A 16,507-nucleotide genomic window follows, 5' to 3' on the forward strand; every position below is an offset into this window, starting at 1 on the left:
CTCGTCGCCCTTCGCGGGGATGTCCCTCCTGCCACTCCCGACGCTCGCGCTGCTCGGACTCACGGGTGCGCTCAATGCACTCGCTCTCGTGGGCATGGCGAGTGCACTGGCCGCGGGGATCACCGCGCTCGTCGAAGGGTGGGACGATGCAGGCCACGCGCTCGCGTGGGGGCTCGCCTCGGCGGCCCTGCGCGCGGGTGTGGCGTGGGTGCAGCGGGTCGTCGCGACGAGGGCGCTGCTCGAGACGAAGGAGCGCCTCCGGCGGGAACTCGCGGAGCGCCTCGTACGCCGAGGGGGAGCGCGCATCGGGGCCGACTCGACCCTCGCGACCCGCGGCCTCGACGGGCTCGACAGCTACATCACAGTCTTCCTGCCCGCTCTTGTCAACGCGGCCTGCGTGCCCCTGCTCGTGGGGGCCCGCATCCTCTCGGCCGACTGGGTGAGCGCGCTCATCATCGTGCTGACGGTCCCGCTCATCCCGGTCTTCATGGCGCTGATCGGCCTCCACACTGAGGAGCGGGTGGCGGCCGCCGCAGCCGCGCTCGAGCGCCTGTCCCAGCACGTCGTCGAGCTCGCGCGGGGGCTTCCGGTCCTGCTGGGCCTCGGCCGCGCGACGGAGCAGGCACGAGCGCTGCAGAGGATCTCCGAGGAGTTCCGGGGGCGCGCGATGCAGACCCTACGCACGGCCTTCCTGTCCTCCCTCGCGCTCGAGCTCATCGCGACGATCTCCGTCGCCATCGTCGCGGTGTTCATCGGCGTGCGCCTCGTGCACGGGGTGATGCCGCTCGAGCTCGGCCTCCTCGCCCTCCTGCTCGCGCCCGAGTGCTTCACGCCGTTTCGCGCGGTCGGCTCGGCCTTCCACGCCTCACAGGACGGCAAGGAGGCGCTCGGCCGCGCCCGCGCGGCGATCGAGCAGCCGGATGCCGCGTCCCCCCTGTCGCTCGGCGACGTCGTGTCGGCGCAGGGCCTCACGGTGCGGTATGCGGAGCGGGAGACACCGGCTGTGTCGCGACTCGACTTCACGGCGCCCGAGGGCGGCATCACGGTGCTCGATGGGCCGAGTGGCGCAGGCAAGACGACGGTCCTCCGCCTTCTCGCGGGCCGCCTCCCCGAGGGAGAGCACGGCGCGGTCGTCGAGGGCCTCGTGACGCTCGTCGACCGGGAGCGCGTCGCATGGTTGCCCCAGCATCCTCACGCTCTCGCCGACAGTGTGAGGGAGGAGCTGGAGCTCTATTCGGAGGGGGTGCCCACCGGCGAGGACCACATCCGCCGAGTACTGCGCAGACTGCAGCTGGAGTCCCTCGCACTCGCGGATCCCGCGCGGCTGAGTCCGGGGGAGCTCCGCAGGGTCGCCTTCGCGCGGGTGCTCCTCCGCGTTGAGGCCGGGGCGCGCCTCGTGCTCCTCGACGAGCCGACCGCCCATCTCGACACGTCCTCGACGCACGCGGTTCTCGCGGCGATCGAAGAGATGCGTGGCCGGGCGACCGTGCTGGTCGCGTCCCATGACCCGGCCGTCCGTGCCCTCGCCGACGCGACGGTCGTGCTCGGCGCGGGGCCCACGCCCCGAGGGGAGCTCGTCACGTCGGGCGACATGGTCGATCCCGCGAGCGGTCAGGGGGAGGCATCCGTCGACCTCGCCTTCGACGATCCGACCGGCGCCGGGGCGGAGCTCCTCCGCTTCCTGCGGCCCGTCGCGGGACGCATCGCCCTCGCGCTTCTGCTCGGCACTCTCGCGGCGCTCTTCGCGATCTCACTGACGGCGGTCTCCGCATGGCTCATCGTGCAGTCGAGCCGCCAGCCGCACATCATGACGCTCCTCGTCGCGATCGTCGGGGTGCGTTTCTTCGGCATCGGCCGCGCCGTCCTGCGGTACGCAGAACGCCTCGTCGGGCACGACGCCGTGTTCTCAGCGCTGACGAGTCTGCGGGTGCGCCTGTGGAAGGGTCTCGCGGCCCACGGGCTCAAGAGTCGTTCCGCACTGCACGGCGGCAATGCACTGGACCGTCTGGTGCGCGACGCCGATGTCGTGCGCGACCTCGCGCTGCGCGCCGTGCTTCCCCCTCTCGTCGGTGCCATGACGGTGGCAGCCGGCGCCGCCGGACTCACGGTCGTCCACCCCGGCGCGCTACCCGTCCTTCTCTGCCTCGCCGCAGTCCTCCTCGTAGTGGCGCCGACCGCGGGTCTCCTCGCCGACCGCTTCGCGGCCCGGGCCGAGCAGGAACTGAGATCCACCGTCCTGCGGCGCTTCACCGCGATGCTCACAGCGGCCGACGATCTCGCCGCGAACGGCGTCGACGCCCGGGCGCGCGAGTCGCTCGCGACCGCGGATGCCGCGGCCAGTGCCGCCGCGCGGAGAGGGGCCGGCTCCCTCGGCCTCGGCGAGGCGCTCGTGATCGCTGCCTGCTCGATCGCTGCGCTCGCGATGCTGCCGCTCTCAGCGGACGCGGTCACCTCCGGCAGGCTCGACGCGGCGCTTGTCGCGGTGCTCGCCCTGACGCCGCTCGGTCTCATCGAACCCGGACTGGACCTCGTCTCGGGTGTGCGCCAGTGGCCCGCGCTGCGGCTGGTCCTGCGCCGGGTGGGCGCACTGACGGCGGGTGAGTCACCCGAGGGTGCGCCCCCTCTCCGGGAGGCGGGACGGGTCACCGAGCTCTCCCTCTCCGGCGTGTCGGCGTGCTGGCCGGGCGCCCGTCGGCCCGCCTTCGAGTGCGTCGACGCGAGCGTGGGTGCGGGCGGCTGGCTCGTCGTGACGGGGCCGTCCGGGGCGGGCAAGTCCACCCTGCTTTCGCTCCTTCTCGGCCACCTCTCGCCGGCCTCCGGCCACTACCGCCTGAACGGCACGGATGCAGCGGCTCCCGAATCCCGCGGGCTCCTGTCGAGGATCGCCTGGTGCCCGCAGGAGGGCTACCTCTTCGACTCGACCCTGCGAGGCAACCTCCTCATCGCGCGCCCACGCGCTGCTGCGCCCAGTGACGAGGAGATGGTCTCGGCGCTCGAGCGGGTGGGGCTCGCTCCACTCCTCGCGAGCCTCCCCGACGGCCTCGACACCCGGGTCGGGAGCGATGGGCCCGCGCTCTCTGGCGGGCAACGCCAGCGGGTCGCCGTCGCGCGGACTCTGCTCGCGGCATCCGACGTCATCCTGCTGGACGAGCCGACGGCCCACCTCGACGAGGCGGCGGGGGAGTCGCTCGTGCGCGACCTGCGGCGGGGCCTCTCGGATCGCATCGTCGTCCTCGTAACACACGCCCCCTCCCTGATCGCGCCGGGGGACGTGCGCGTCGAGCTGTCGGGAGCGGCCGAGCGGATCCCGGAGCTCGCCGTCTCCAGCATCAGTGTCGGTGGTGCTGCCTAGACTTGGGACATGCAAGCGACCAGGTCCGTGCGCCCATTCGAGGTCATCAGCGAGTACTCTCCGAGCGGCGACCAACCGGCCGCGATCGCGGAACTCGCTGGGCGGATCAACGCCGGTGAAACCGACGTCGTGCTCCTCGGCGCGACGGGTACCGGCAAGTCGGCCACGACCGCCTGGCTGATCGAGCAGGTGCAGCGACCGACCCTCGTGATGGCGCACAACAAGACCCTCGCCGCCCAGCTCGCGAATGAGTTCCGCGACCTGCTGCCCAACAATGCGGTCGAGTACTTCGTGTCGTACTACGACTACTACCAGCCTGAGGCCTATGTGCCGCAGACTGACACATTCATCGAGAAGGACAGCTCGATCAACGCCGAGGTCGAGCGCCTTCGGCACTCGACCACGAACTCGCTCCTCAGCCGTCGTGACGTTGTCGTCGTGTCAACCGTCTCGTGCATCTACGGTCTCGGCGCGGCGGAGGAGTACCTCGAGGCGATGATCCCGCTGCAGGTCGGGCAGCGCATCAGCCGCGACGCGATCGTTCGGCAGTTCGTCGCGATGCAATACCAGCGCAACGATGTCGACTTCTCGCGGGGCAAGTTCCGGGTCCGGGGGGACACGATCGAGATCATCCCGATGTACGAGGAGAATGCGATCCGCATCGAGATGTTCGGTGACGAGATCGAGGCGCTCTTCGCCCTCCACCCCTTGACGGGCGAGGTGTTGAACCAGATGGATGCCGTCTCGGTCTTCCCCGCGACGCACTATGCGGCGAGTCCCGACACGATGCAACGCGCGATCGTGAGCATCCGGGAGGAGTTGGAGCAGCGACTCGCGGAGCTGGAACGCCAGGGCAAGCTCCTCGAGGCGCAGCGACTGCGCATGCGCACGACCTTCGACCTCGAGATGATGGAGCAGATCGGCTTCTGCAGCGGCATCGAGAACTACTCTCGCCACATCGACGGCCGTGCTCCTGGCGCTCCGCCGAACTGCCTCCTTGACTACTTCCCCGACGACTTCCTCGTCGTCATCGATGAGTCGCACGTCACGGTCCCGCAGATCGGCGCGATGTTCGAGGGGGATGCTTCACGCAAGCGCACTCTCGTCGACCACGGTTTCCGCCTCCCGAGCGCCCTCGACAACCGGCCGCTCAAGTTCAGCGAGTTCCTCGACAGGGTGGGCCAGAAGGTGTACCTCTCGGCGACCCCGGGCAAGTATGAGCTCGGGGTATCTGACGGAGTCGTCGAGCAGATCATTCGTCCGACCGGGCTCGTCGATCCCGAGATCGTCGTCAAGCCCAGCAAGGGCCAGATCGACGACCTCCTCGAGGAGGTCCGGCTGCGCACGGAACGCGACGAGCGGGTCCTCGTCACGACGCTGACGAAGAAGATGGCCGAGGAGCTCACCGACTTTCTCACGGAAGCGGGGGTACGCGTGCGGTACCTGCACTCGGATGTCGATACTCTTCGACGCGTCGAACTCCTCACGGAGCTGCGACAGGGTGTCTACGATGTTCTCGTCGGCATCAATCTCCTCCGCGAGGGCCTCGACCTTCCTGAGGTGTCACTGGTCGCGATTCTCGACGCGGACAAGGAGGGATTCCTCCGTTCCTCGACCTCCCTTATCCAGACGATCGGCCGAGCCGCCCGAAACGTCTCCGGTGCCGTCCACATGTATGCCGATGTCGTGACCGATTCCATGCGCCTCGCGATTGAGGAGACCGATCGACGCCGCGAGAAGCAAATCGCCTACAACACCGAGAACGGCATCGATCCCACACCGCTTCGCAAGCGCATTGCCGATATCACGGATGTTCTTGCGCGTGAGGAGGCGGACACGGCCGAGTTCCTCGGGGGACGCGGGGATCGCCGCCGCGCACCAACCCCGTCCCTGAGCAAGAGGGGCGGGGGCTTCGAGGGGCTCGCAGCTTCCGGTGCGAGCGATCTCGATGCGCTCATTCGCGACCTCACCGATCAGATGCTCCAGGCGGCTTCAGAGCTCAAGTTCGAGCTCGCGGGAAGACTGCGCGACGAGGTTGCCGACCTCAAGAAGGAGCTGCGCAGCATGGAAGCTGCTGGCCACATCTGAGGCGCTAGAATAGAACAGATGTTCGAACACCTTGCACTGTTCGATGCATCGTTGCGGCCGGCCTCCCGGCTCGGCTTGAGAAGAGAGAACGTAGGCTGACAATCGTGTCCATCACCCCTGTCGAATCGTCGTCGCGACTGAGTGTTCGCGGCGCGCGCGTCCACAACCTTCGCGATGTAGATCTCGAGATTCCGCGCGACTCGCTTGTCGTCTTCACTGGCCTGTCGGGGTCGGGAAAGTCCTCGCTCGCCTTTGACACGATCTTCGCCGAGGGCCAGCGTCGCTATGTCGAGTCGCTCTCTGCTTATGCTCGCCAGTTTCTGGGACAGGTGGATCGTCCTGATGTCGATTTCATCGAGGGTTTGAGCCCTGCCGTCTCGATCGACCAGAAGTCCACCAACCGCAACCCGCGGTCGACCGTCGGCACGATCACCGAGATCTACGACTACATGCGGCTCCTGTGGGCCCGCATCGGCGTGCCCCACTGCCCTGTCTGCGGTGAGCGGATCGAGCGCCAGACGGTGCAGCAGATCGCCGACCAGCTCATGACACTCGAGACGGGAACTCGGTACCAGGTCGTGAGCCCCGTCGTCTCACAGAAGAAGGGCGAGTTCGTCGACCTCTTCCGGGATCTTGCGGCGTCTGGTTACTCTCGCGCCATCGTCGACGGCGACGTCGTGCAGCTCACCTCGCCTCCGACCCTCAAGAAGCAGGTCAAGCACGACATCTCGGTCGTCGTCGACCGTCTTGTCGCGGCAGACGACATCCTGGGCCGGCTGACCGACTCGCTCGAGACAGCCCTGCGCCTCACCGATGGCCTTGTCGCGATCAACTTCGTCGACGCCGAGGGCGACGCCGCGTGGCGCACGTTCTCCGAGAAGTTGTCCTGCCCCAACAACCACCCGGTTCAACTGACGGAGATCGAGCCGCGCACCTTCTCCTTCAACGCTCCCTTCGGTGCCTGCCCTGAATGCTCGGGGCTCGGAACGCGGATGTCGGTGGATTCGGACCTGCTCCTCGGTGATCCCGCACTGAGCCTTGCCGACGGCGTCATCTTGCCTTGGACGCAGAGCGGCAAGGGACTCTACAACTACTTCCAGCGCCTCCTCGAGGGCCTTGCCCGAGACCTCGACTTCTCGCTCACGACCCCGTGGCAGGATCTTGACCCCGCAGTGCAGGACGCGGTTCTGCGAGGCAACGACTTCCAAGTCAGCGTGAAGTGGCGCAACCGTTTCGGTCGCGAGATGAAGTACACGACCGGCTTCGAGGGCGTCATCCCCTACATCGAGAGAAAGTTCCTCGAGGCGGAGACGGATTCTGCTCGCCAGCGCTTCGCGAGCTACCTGCGGGAGATCCCCTGCGCCGTTTGTCACGGCAAGCGCCTCAAGCCGGAGGTTCTCGCGGTCACGGTGCAGGGCTCAAGCATTGCGGATGTCGCGGAGCTGAGTCTCTCGGACGCCTACTCCTTCATGCGTGACCTCAAGCTCAGCGACCGCGAAGCCCACATCGCGGCGGCGGTCCTGCGGGAGATCCGCGCGCGCCTCGAGTTCCTTCTCGAGGTCGGTCTTAACTACCTCAACCTGGCCCGCTCCGCCGGTTCGCTCTCGGGAGGCGAGGCGCAGCGCATCCGCCTTGCCACTCAGATCGGTTCGGGCCTCACGGGTGTGCTCTACGTGCTCGACGAGCCGAGCATCGGCCTCCACCAGCGGGACAACCGTCGCCTGATCGAGACTCTTGTGAAGCTCAAGAACCTGGGCAACACGCTCATCGTGGTCGAGCATGACGAGGACACGATCCGTACGGCCGACTGGGTCGTCGACATCGGCCCGGGTGCGGGGGAGCACGGCGGCAAGGTGGTCCACTCGGGTTCCTATGACGAGCTGCTCCACAACGAGCTCTCCATCACGGGAGACTATCTCTCGGGGCGGCAGAGCATCGCGGTGCCGGAGGCGCGGCGTCGTGTCGACCCGGAACGGATGCTGCGTATTGAGGGCGCTCGCGCGAACAACCTGCGCGAGGTCACGGCAGAGATTCCGCTCGGCACCTTCACCGCCGTCACGGGAGTGAGCGGTTCGGGCAAGTCGACCCTGATCAATGACATCCTCTACAAGGTGCTCGCGAACGAGCTCAACGGGGCTCGGCAGATCCCGGGCAAGCACACGCGCGTCACTGGTCTCGACAGCCTCGACAAGGTCGTGCACGTCGACCAGGCGCCCATCGGCCGCACTCCGCGCTCCAATCCCGCGACATACACGGGCGTCTTCGATCGCATCCGCACGCTCTTCGCCGAGACGGCGGAGGCCAAGGCACGTGGTTATCTGCCGGGGCGCTTCAGCTTCAACGTCAAGGGGGGCCGCTGCGAGAACTGCTCGGGTGATGGCACGATCAAGATCGAGATGAACTTCCTGCCCGATGTCTATGTGACCTGCGAGGTATGCGGGGGAGCGCGATACAACCGTGAGACGCTCTCCGTGCACTACAAGGGCAAGAACATCGCCGAGGTCCTCGACATGCCCATCAGTGAGGCGGCGGAGTTCTTCGAGTCGATCGGCGCCATCCATCGCTATCTCCTGACCCTCGTGGAGGTCGGGCTCGGTTACGTGCGCCTCGGGCAGAGCGCGACGACGCTCTCAGGGGGTGAAGCCCAGCGCGTCAAGCTTGCGACCGAGTTGCAGCGGAGGTCCAACGGGCGCAGCATTTATGTTCTCGACGAGCCCACGACGGGGCTGCACTTCGAGGATGTGCGCAAGCTGCTGGTCGTGCTCAGCGGCCTGGTGGACAAGGGCAACACGGTCGTCGTGATCGAGCACAATCTCGATGTGATCAAGTCGGCCGACTGGATCATCGACATGGGGCCCGAGGGCGGCGCGGGGGGCGGCCAGGTCATCGCGACGGGCACGCCGGAGCAGGTTGCGTCAAGCGAGGTCAGCCACACGGGTCGCTTCCTTCGCGAACTTCTTCCGGCGGAGTCGCTCGAGGTCGCTTCCGTCCCGGTCACGGCCAGGAAGTCGGCCAGGAAGAAGCCGCGTGCGGGCTCGAGCAGGAGCGCGGGCACAAAAGCTCAGGCATCCGGGGCGGCCACATGAGGCGCGTCGTCGGTTCGTGATGGCCGAGCATGAGTGACACGGTCCCGTATCGGCCCAAGGCGGGCGAGATCCCCACGGAGCCGGGCGTCTACCGGTTCAAGGATGCCAGGCAGCGTGTGCTGTATGTCGGCAAGGCCAAGAACCTCCGAGCGCGGCTGAGCAACTACTTCGCGCCGTTGCCGAGCCTGCATGAACGTACGCGTCGCATGGTGACCACGGCGGCATCCGTCGAGTGGACCGTGGTGGGTACCGAGTTCGAGGCCCTGCAGCTGGAGTTCACGTGGATCAAGGAGTTCGATCCGCCATTCAACGTGCAGTTCCGCGATGACAAGTCGTATCCCTACCTCGCGATCACTCTCCAGGAAGACGTGCCGCGTGTGCTCGTGACGCGCAACAAGGGCATCCGTGGTGCACGCTACTTCGGGCCGTATACGAAGGTAGGGGCTCTCCGTGAGACGGTGGACCTGATGCTGAAGGCCTTTCCGATGCGGAGCTGCAGCGACACGATCTATCGACGGGCGGAGCAGGCGGGCAGGCCTTGTCTGCTCGGGGATATCGGCAAGTGCTCTGCGCCGTGCGTGGGCCGGGTGACGAAGGGCGAGCACAAATCCACCGCGCTCGATTTCGCGTCCTTCATGGCGGGGCAGGACCGCCGTTACGTCAACGAGCTGACGGATCGGATGATGCGGGCAGCCGAGGAGCAGGACTACGAGGCTGCGGCGAAGCTCCGCGACCAGCGGTCCGCGCTCGAGACCGTCCTGTCGAAGAACTCGATGGTGCTCTCCGACTCGATCGATGCAGATCTCTTCGGCATCGCCCACGACGAGCTTGCCGCCGCCGTGCAACAGTTCTCGGTGCGCGGTGGACGCATTCGCGGCGTGCGCAGTTGGGTTGTCGACAAGGAGCTTGACCTCGAACTCCCAGAGCTCGTCGAGTCGGTACTGCAGAAGGCCTACGGTGACGACGCAGAGCCACCGCGGAGGGTGATTGTTCCCGCCTTACCCGATGACGCGGCTGAGCTCGAGCACTGGCTTGCGACGCGTCGTTGGGAGCTTACGGGCCGAAGCGCGAAGTCCACTCTCTCGGTCGCTCGGCGGGGCGAGCTTGCCGCTCTTGCCCAGACGGTCGATGCGAACGCGAAGAACGCGCTTGTGCTCTACAAGACGCGGCGAAGTGGAGATTTCACGGCGAGATCGCAGGCTCTGGCAGACATTCAGGATGCTTTGGGGATGCCGGATGCGCCCTTGCGGATGGAGTGCTTTGACGTCTCGCACCTCTCCGGCACCAACATCGTCGCCTCGATGGTCGTGTTCGAGGATGGGCTGCCGCGCAAAGACCAGTACCGCAAGTTCTCGATCCAGGAGGCGGCCGACGATACGGCCGCGATCGCTGACGTGCTCCGACGCCGTCTCGCTCACCTCGACGACGAGGCCACGCCCCTATCGGCGGTAGCGGCCGGGACCGCAGATTCTGGTGCCGCCGATACGGATGCCGCGGCCCTCGACGCGGCGCCGGTCAAACGTTTTGCATACCGTCCCAATCTGCTGATCGTGGACGGAGGCCAGCCGCAGGTGGCAGCGGCTTCCGCCGTACTGAAGGAGTTGGGCATCACAGACATTGCGTTGTGCGGGATTGCGAAGCGCCTCGAGGAGGTGTGGCTGCCGGGCTCCGAGTACCCCGTCATCCTGCCCCGCAACAGCGAGGCACTGTTTCTCATTCAGCGGATCCGGGACGAAGCTCACCGTTTCGCGATCTCCTTCCAACGGCTACGACGCAAGCGTGACATCCACTCCGTCCTGTCGGAGATCCCCGGAGTGGGACCGTCCCGTGTCGCCCTCCTGCTCAAGCATTTCGGTTCGGTCGCGCGGCTCCGCGACGCGGTCCCCGAGCAGATCGCCGAGGTGAAGGGGATCGGACCGGCTCTCGCCACCACGATCCACTCGAGATTGCGGTCTTCGGGCGGCGCAGGGACGCCCGCGGCGTCGTCAGCTGCCGCAAGTGATGAGTAGGCTTGACGGGCACGCAACGGCGAGGGGACAAGAGGGCGAGCGAGATGGCGGAGGGTTCCGAACGGCAGGAGGTGCTGATCGTCACCGGCATGTCCGGGGCAGGACGCTCGACCGTCGGCAACGCACTCGAGGACCTCGGTTGGTATGTCGTCGACAACCTGCCGCCGCAGATGCTTCGCCCGCTCGTGGAGCTCGCGGGTCGGGCAGGCGGCAACCTTCCGCGCATCGCGGCAGTCGTCGACGTCCGCGGTGGTCGCCTCTTCTCGGATCTTGTCGAGATGATCGAGTCCCTGCGATCCGGATCCACCGTCCGGGTGCTGTTCCTCGACGCGACGGATGCTGCGCTGGTCCGTCGTTTCGAACAGGTGCGGCGTCCGCATCCGCTGCAGGGTGATGGCACCCTTCTCGATGGGATCTCGGCCGAACGCGCCCGCATGCTCGAGATTCGGGAGTCGAGCGATATTGTCATCGACACCTCGGACCTCAACATCCACCAGCTCGCTACGCTCGTCACCGAGACGTTCTCGCGAGAGAGCACGCCGGGTGTACGGGTCACGGTCATGAGCTTCGGCTTCAAATACGGTGTTCCGACCGATGCCGACCTCATCGCCGACATGCGCTTCCTTCCGAACCCTTTCTGGATTCCCGAGCTGCGGCCACTCAACGGCAGGGACGCGGAGGTCAGCGACTTCGTGCTCTCTCAGGAGGGCGCCGAGCCGTTCCTCAGCTCCTACGTGCGCGCTCTTGAACCCGTGCTTGCGGGCTATCAGCGCGAGAACAAGCGACACGCCACGATCGCGGTGGGCTGCACGGGGGGCAAGCATCGATCCGTTGCCGCTGCCGAGGAGTTGGCGCGGCGGCTTGCGGCGATTCCGGGCGTCGTGACGAGCGTCAAGCACCGCGACCTCGGCCGCGAGTAGTCGCACGCTCTCCGCCACCGACTACACTTCATACCCGCACGAAAGGACCCCCCACGTGGCTCTCACCGCCGATGTCAAGGAGGAGCTCACCGGAATCGAGGTGAGCAAGACCAGCGTTCGGGCCGCCGAACTCTCGACCATCCTCCGTTTCTCCGGCGGGTTGCACAGTATCTCTGGGCGGATCGCCGTCGAGTCGGAGGTCGACAGTCCAGCGCTCGTGCGCCGCGTGCGGAAGGACCTTGCTGAGCTCTATGGCGTGCGCGGCGATGTCGCGATCGTGCCAGCAAACGGCATGCGCAAGACCACGAACTACCTCATCCGCGTGCTGGACGGCGGGGAGACCCTTGCCCGCCAGACGGGCCTGCTGGATGCGCGTCGCCGTCCCATTCGAGGCCTGCCGAATCGGCTCACCACCGGGTCGAGGGAGGACCTTGCCGCGATCTGGCGGGGTGCTTTCCTCGCCCAGGGCACGCTGACCGATCCGGGACGTTCGGCGGCCCTCGAGGTGGTCTGCCCGGGTAATGAGGCCGCGATGGCGCTTGTCGGTGCGGCCTCCCGTCTGGGCATCGCTGCCAAGGCGCGTGAGGTGAGGGGCGTCCACCGCGTGGTTGTCCGTGATGGCGAGGCCATCAGCGCGATGCTCGTGACGATGGGTGCCACCGAGACCGTTCGGGAGTGGGAGTCGTTGCGTCAACGCCGCGAGGTGCGTGCCACGGCCAATCGTCTCGTGAATTTCGACGACGCCAACCTGCGGCGATCGGCGCAGGCCGCCGTCGCCGCATGCGCGCGTGTCGAGCGGGCACTCGAGATCCTCGGGTCGGATATTCCGGATCACCTGCGCTACGCGGGTGAGCTGCGGCTTCAGTTCCGAGATGCGAGCCTCGATGAGTTGGGGCACCATGCCGATCCGCCCATGACGAAGGATGCCGTGGCGGGCCGCATCCGCCGCCTTCTGGCCATGGCCGATAAGAAGGCGGAGGAGACAGGCGTACCCGGCACGGATGCGAACCTGCCCCCCGAGTACGAGGACGCGTAGACTGGCGACGACCCCCGCCTCAGCGCACACGCTTCGCTGTGCCGCGGCTGAACAAAAGGAGAATCAAATGGCTGAATACACCCTTCCAGACCTCCCGTATGACTACGCCGCCCTTGAGCCCAGCATCAGCGGCACGATTATGGAGCTTCACCACAGCAAGCACCACCAGGCCTACGTGACGGGGGCCAACACGGCGCTCGCGCAGCTGGCGGAGGCACGCGACAAGGGTGACCTCGCGAACGTCAACAAGCTTGAGAAGGACCTCGCCTTCAACCTCGGAGGCCACGTCAACCACTCGGTCTTCTGGACCAACATGTCGCCCGACGGCGGTGACAAGCCCGAGGGCGAGCTCGCCTCCGCGATCGATGACCACTTCGGGTCCTTCGAGAAGTTCCAGGCACACTTCACCGCGACCGCGCTCGGCGTGCAGGGCTCTGGTTGGGCTGTGCTCGCGTGGGATTCGATCGGTCAGCGGCTCATCATCGAGCAGCTCTTCGACCAGCAGAGCAACGCCGCGCTCGGCACTGTGCCCCTCCTCATGCTCGACGTGTGGGAGCACGCGTACTACATCGACTACAAGAACGTCCGTGCGGACTACGTCAAGGCGTTCTGGAACATCGTGAACTGGCAGAACGTGCAGCAGCGTCTCGACGCTGCACGCACCTCGACCTCGGGCCTGCTGGTACTCTCATAAGTCGCTCGGCCGGGCCCTAGGGCCCGGCCGTCCACTTGTCGTCGGGTCACAGCCCCGGCAGGCGCCACGAGCGCCAGGCATGCTCAACTCGCACCGCTGTTCCTCTACCCCCAACCGCTCCGGTAGCGGCACCCTCGCTCCCGGGGCACGACACACAACAGGAGTCTCATTGAGCGTCAAGATCGGCATCAACGGCTTCGGCCGAATCGGCCGCAACTACTTCCGCGCTGCCCTCGCGCAGGGGAGTGACCTCGACATCGTCGCCGTCAACGACCTGACCGACAACGCGACCCTCGCACACCTGCTCAAGTACGACTCGATCACGGGTCGCCTCGACGCGGATGTCACGCTGGAGGGTGACAAGATCATCGTCGATGGCAAGCCGATCACGGTTCTCGCCGACCGCGATCCTGGCAATCTGCCCTGGGGTGAACTCGGGGTCGACATCGTCATCGAGTCCACGGGCTTCTTCACGAAGGCCGAGGCGGCGCGCAAGCACATCGACGCCGGTGCCAAGAAGGTCCTGATCTCCGCTCCCGCGACGGGGGAGGACGCCACCTTCGTCATGGGTGTCAACCACGAGTCCTACGACCCCGAGACGCACCACATCATCTCGAATGCCTCCTGCACGACCAACTGCCTCGCCCCTCTCGCCAAGGTGTTCAACGACACCTTCGGTATCGAGCGTGGTCTCATGACGACGGTCCACGCCTACACCGCCGACCAGAACCTGCAGGATGGTCCCCACAAGGACCTCCGTCGTGCACGTGCCGCCGGCGTCAACATCGTTCCGACGTCGACGGGTGCCGCAAAGGCGATTGGTCTCGTCATGCCGGAGCTCGTCGGCAAGCTCGACGGCTTCGCGCTTCGCGTCCCCGTGCCGACCGGCTCGATCACGGACCTCACCGTCACGGCGACGCGCAGCGCATCCGTCGATGACATCAAGGCCGCCTACCGTGAGGCCGCCGAGGGACCGCTCAAGGGCATCCTCAAGTACACGGAGGATGAGATCGTCTCGAGCGACATCGTGACGGACCCGCACTCGTCGATTTTCGACGCGGGCCTCCTGCGCGTGATCGGTGACCAGGTCAAGCTCTCTTCCTGGTACGACAACGAGTGGGGTTACTCCAACCGCCTCGTCGACCTCACGGAGTACGTCGCCGCACGCCTCGGCTGAGCATTCGGCGGGAGGGTAGGGCGTTCGGTCCTCCCTCCCGCCCCACGGTCCTATTCCCCTGCCAGCTCTTGCTCCCTGCGGAGGCCTTTCAGCATGACCCTTCGAACCCTCGATTCTCTCGGTGACGTCAGCGGCAAGTCCGTCATCGTCCGCTGTGACCTCAATGTGCCCCTGGAGGAGGGGCGCATCACGGATGATGGGCGCATTCGCGCCTCGCTGCCCACGCTCACGCGGCTACTCGACCAGGGTGCGCGCGTCGTCGTCATCTCGCACCTCGGTCGGCCTAAGGGGGAGCCGGAGGCGAAGTACAGCCTCGCCCCCGTCGCCGCTCGCCTGGGCGAGCTGTTGGGTCGCGAGGTCGCCTTCTCGCCGGAGACCGTCGGCGATGCAGCGACTTCGATCGTGGAGTCACTGCGGGGCGGTGAGATCGCCCTCCTCGAGAACCTTCGCTTCTCGCCCGGTGAGACCTCGAAGGACGAGGCGGAGCGAGTGGCGTTCGCGGCACGTCTCGCAGAGTTTGGCGACGCCTTCGTCTCCGATGGCTTCGGCGTCGTCCACCGCAGGCAGGCCAGCGTGTACGAGCTGGCGAAGGCGCTTCCGAGCGCGGCCGGTCTCCTGATCGAGGCCGAGCTCGACGTCCTCGACCGGCTCACCGCTCGTCCTGAGAAGCCCTACACCGTCGTGCTCGGCGGTTCCAAGGTTTCCGACAAACTCGGGGTCATCGGGCACCTGTTGCCCCGTGTCACGAGCCTCCTCATCGGCGGCGGCATGATGTTCACCTTCCTCGCCGCGCTGGGCCATCGGGTGGGCGGCAGCCTCCTCGAGGAGGACCAGCTCGACACCGTGCGCGGCTACCTACAGGAGGCCGAACGGCTGGGTGTCGAGATCGTCCTGCCGACGGATGCCGTCGTCGCCTCGCATTTCGGAGGGGATGCGGAGCACGAGGTCCGTCGCGTCGACGAGCTCGAGGCGACGCCGTGGGGCGAGAAGGGAATGGGCCTCGACATCGGGCCCGAGACGGCCGCCGCTTTCGCAGAGCGCGTGCGATCTTCCCGCACGGTCTTCTGGAACGGCCCCATGGGGGTCTTCGAGCTCGGACCCTTCGCCGGCGGTACGAAGGCGGTGGCGGAGGCGCTGAGCCAGGTAGAGGGCCTCTCGGTCGTCGGTGGCGGCGATTCCGCTGCGGCCGTGCGCGCCCTCGGCTTCGACGATGACCGTTTCGGTCACATTTCAACGGGTGGCGGAGCCAGCCTCGAGTTCCTCGAGGGTGCCTCCCTGCCGGGACTGGAGGTCCTCGGATGGCAGTGACGGCTACGGGGGCACGTACCCCCTTCATTGCAGGCAATTGGAAGATGAATCTCGACCACCTGCAGGCAATCGCCTTCGTGCAGAAGCTTGCGTGGAGTCTCAAGGATGCTCGCTTCGACTTCGACGAGGTCGAGGTCGCGGTCTTTCCGCCCTTTACCGATCTGCGTTCAGTCCAGACGCTCATTTCGGCTGACAAGCTCTCGCTCCGCTTCGGGGCACAGGATGTCTCGGCTCACGATTCAGGCGCATACACGGGGGAGATCTCCGGGGCGTTCCTTGCGGCTCTCGAGTGCGGTTACGTCATCATCGGTCACTCAGAGCGGCGCACGCTTCACCTGGAGACCGACGAGCAGGTCGGTGCCAAGGCTGTCGCGGCTCTCAAACACGGCATTACTCCCGTGATCTGTGTCGGAGAGACCGCGGATGATCTGGCGGAGCACGGGCCGAGCGCTGTGCCGGTGGCCCAGCTCACGACAGCCCTCGAGAACGTCGCAGCGGGTGCCGAGATCGTCGTCGCCTACGAGCCCGTGTGGGCGATCGGTTCTGGCCAGGCGGCCACGCCCGAGCAGGCGGAGCAGGTCGCTGCGGCCCTGCGCGAGGTCGTGCGGACGAGGTTGGGCGAGGATGCCGCTTCCGCGACGCGCGTTCTATACGGCGGGTCGGTCAAGGCTTCCAACATCGCGTCGTTCATGCGTCAGCCCAACGTCGATGGGGCTCTCGTCGGGGGCGCGAGCCTCAATGTCGAAGAGTTCTCGAGCATCTGCCGCTTCAAGTCGCACGTCGGCACCTGAGGGTTTGATCTTCGGCTCTCGCCGTGCTCGTCAGGTGCGGGGTTAT

Annotated in this window: 10 protein-coding genes; all 10 read left to right on the plus strand. The window is 66.7% G+C overall.

All coding sequences use genetic code 11. The features are described 5' to 3' along the window. The first annotated feature begins 19 nt into the window (after positions 1–19). The 10 genes from cydD to tpiA all read left to right on the plus strand — a co-directional run bounded on the left by cydD (position 20) and on the right by tpiA (position 16,461). Positions 20–3,352 carry a thiol reductant ABC exporter subunit CydD gene (gene cydD, locus OH146_RS01225; protein WP_265156553.1) on the plus strand — a complete coding sequence of 1,111 codons (3,333 nt, stop codon included), beginning with the start codon at positions 20–22 and terminating at the stop codon, positions 3,350–3,352. A 9-nt stretch (positions 3,353–3,361) separates the two neighbouring features. Continuing rightward, positions 3,362–5,440, plus strand: a complete 2,079-nt coding sequence (uvrB, locus tag OH146_RS01230; RefSeq protein ID WP_265156555.1) for an excinuclease ABC subunit UvrB — start codon at positions 3,362–3,364, stop codon at positions 5,438–5,440. A gap of 104 nt (positions 5,441–5,544) precedes the next feature. After that, positions 5,545–8,526: an excinuclease ABC subunit UvrA gene (gene uvrA / locus OH146_RS01235; protein ID WP_265156557.1), complete on the plus strand. Its 2,982-nt coding sequence runs from the start codon at positions 5,545–5,547 to the stop codon at positions 8,524–8,526. A 29-nt stretch (positions 8,527–8,555) separates the two neighbouring features. Continuing rightward, positions 8,556–10,535: an excinuclease ABC subunit UvrC gene (gene uvrC / locus OH146_RS01240; RefSeq protein ID WP_265156559.1), complete on the plus strand. Its 1,980-nt coding sequence runs from the start codon at positions 8,556–8,558 to the stop codon at positions 10,533–10,535. A gap of 44 nt (positions 10,536–10,579) precedes the next feature. Beyond that, positions 10,580–11,455 (plus strand): RNase adapter RapZ, encoded by an 876-nt coding sequence (gene rapZ / locus OH146_RS01245; RefSeq protein ID WP_265156561.1) that lies wholly within the window; start codon positions 10,580–10,582, stop codon positions 11,453–11,455. Positions 11,456–11,510: 55 nt separating this feature from the next. Next, positions 11,511–12,491, plus strand: coding sequence for a DNA-binding protein WhiA (gene whiA, locus OH146_RS01250; RefSeq protein WP_265156563.1), 981 nt, complete (start codon positions 11,511–11,513; stop codon positions 12,489–12,491). A gap of 67 nt (positions 12,492–12,558) precedes the next feature. After that, entirely contained in the window at positions 12,559–13,185 is a 627-nt protein-coding gene (locus OH146_RS01255) for a superoxide dismutase (protein WP_265156565.1), read from the plus strand. A gap of 169 nt (positions 13,186–13,354) precedes the next feature. Continuing rightward, on the plus strand, positions 13,355–14,362 hold the full coding sequence (gene gap / locus OH146_RS01260) for a type I glyceraldehyde-3-phosphate dehydrogenase (protein ID WP_265156567.1): 1,008 nt from the start codon (positions 13,355–13,357) through the stop codon (positions 14,360–14,362). A gap of 93 nt (positions 14,363–14,455) precedes the next feature. Then, positions 14,456–15,670 carry a phosphoglycerate kinase gene (locus OH146_RS01265; protein ID WP_265156569.1) on the plus strand — a complete coding sequence of 405 codons (1,215 nt, stop codon included), beginning with the start codon at positions 14,456–14,458 and terminating at the stop codon, positions 15,668–15,670. Next, positions 15,661–16,461 carry a triose-phosphate isomerase gene (tpiA, locus tag OH146_RS01270; protein WP_265156571.1) on the plus strand — a complete coding sequence of 267 codons (801 nt, stop codon included), beginning with the start codon at positions 15,661–15,663 and terminating at the stop codon, positions 16,459–16,461. The genes OH146_RS01265 and tpiA overlap by 10 nt, the downstream gene beginning before the upstream one ends. Positions 16,462–16,507: the final 46 nt, after the last annotated feature.

The sequence above is a fragment of the Homoserinimonas sedimenticola genome, from assembly GCF_026094475.1.
GTDB lineage: Bacteria > Actinomycetota > Actinomycetes > Actinomycetales > Microbacteriaceae > Homoserinimonas > Homoserinimonas sedimenticola.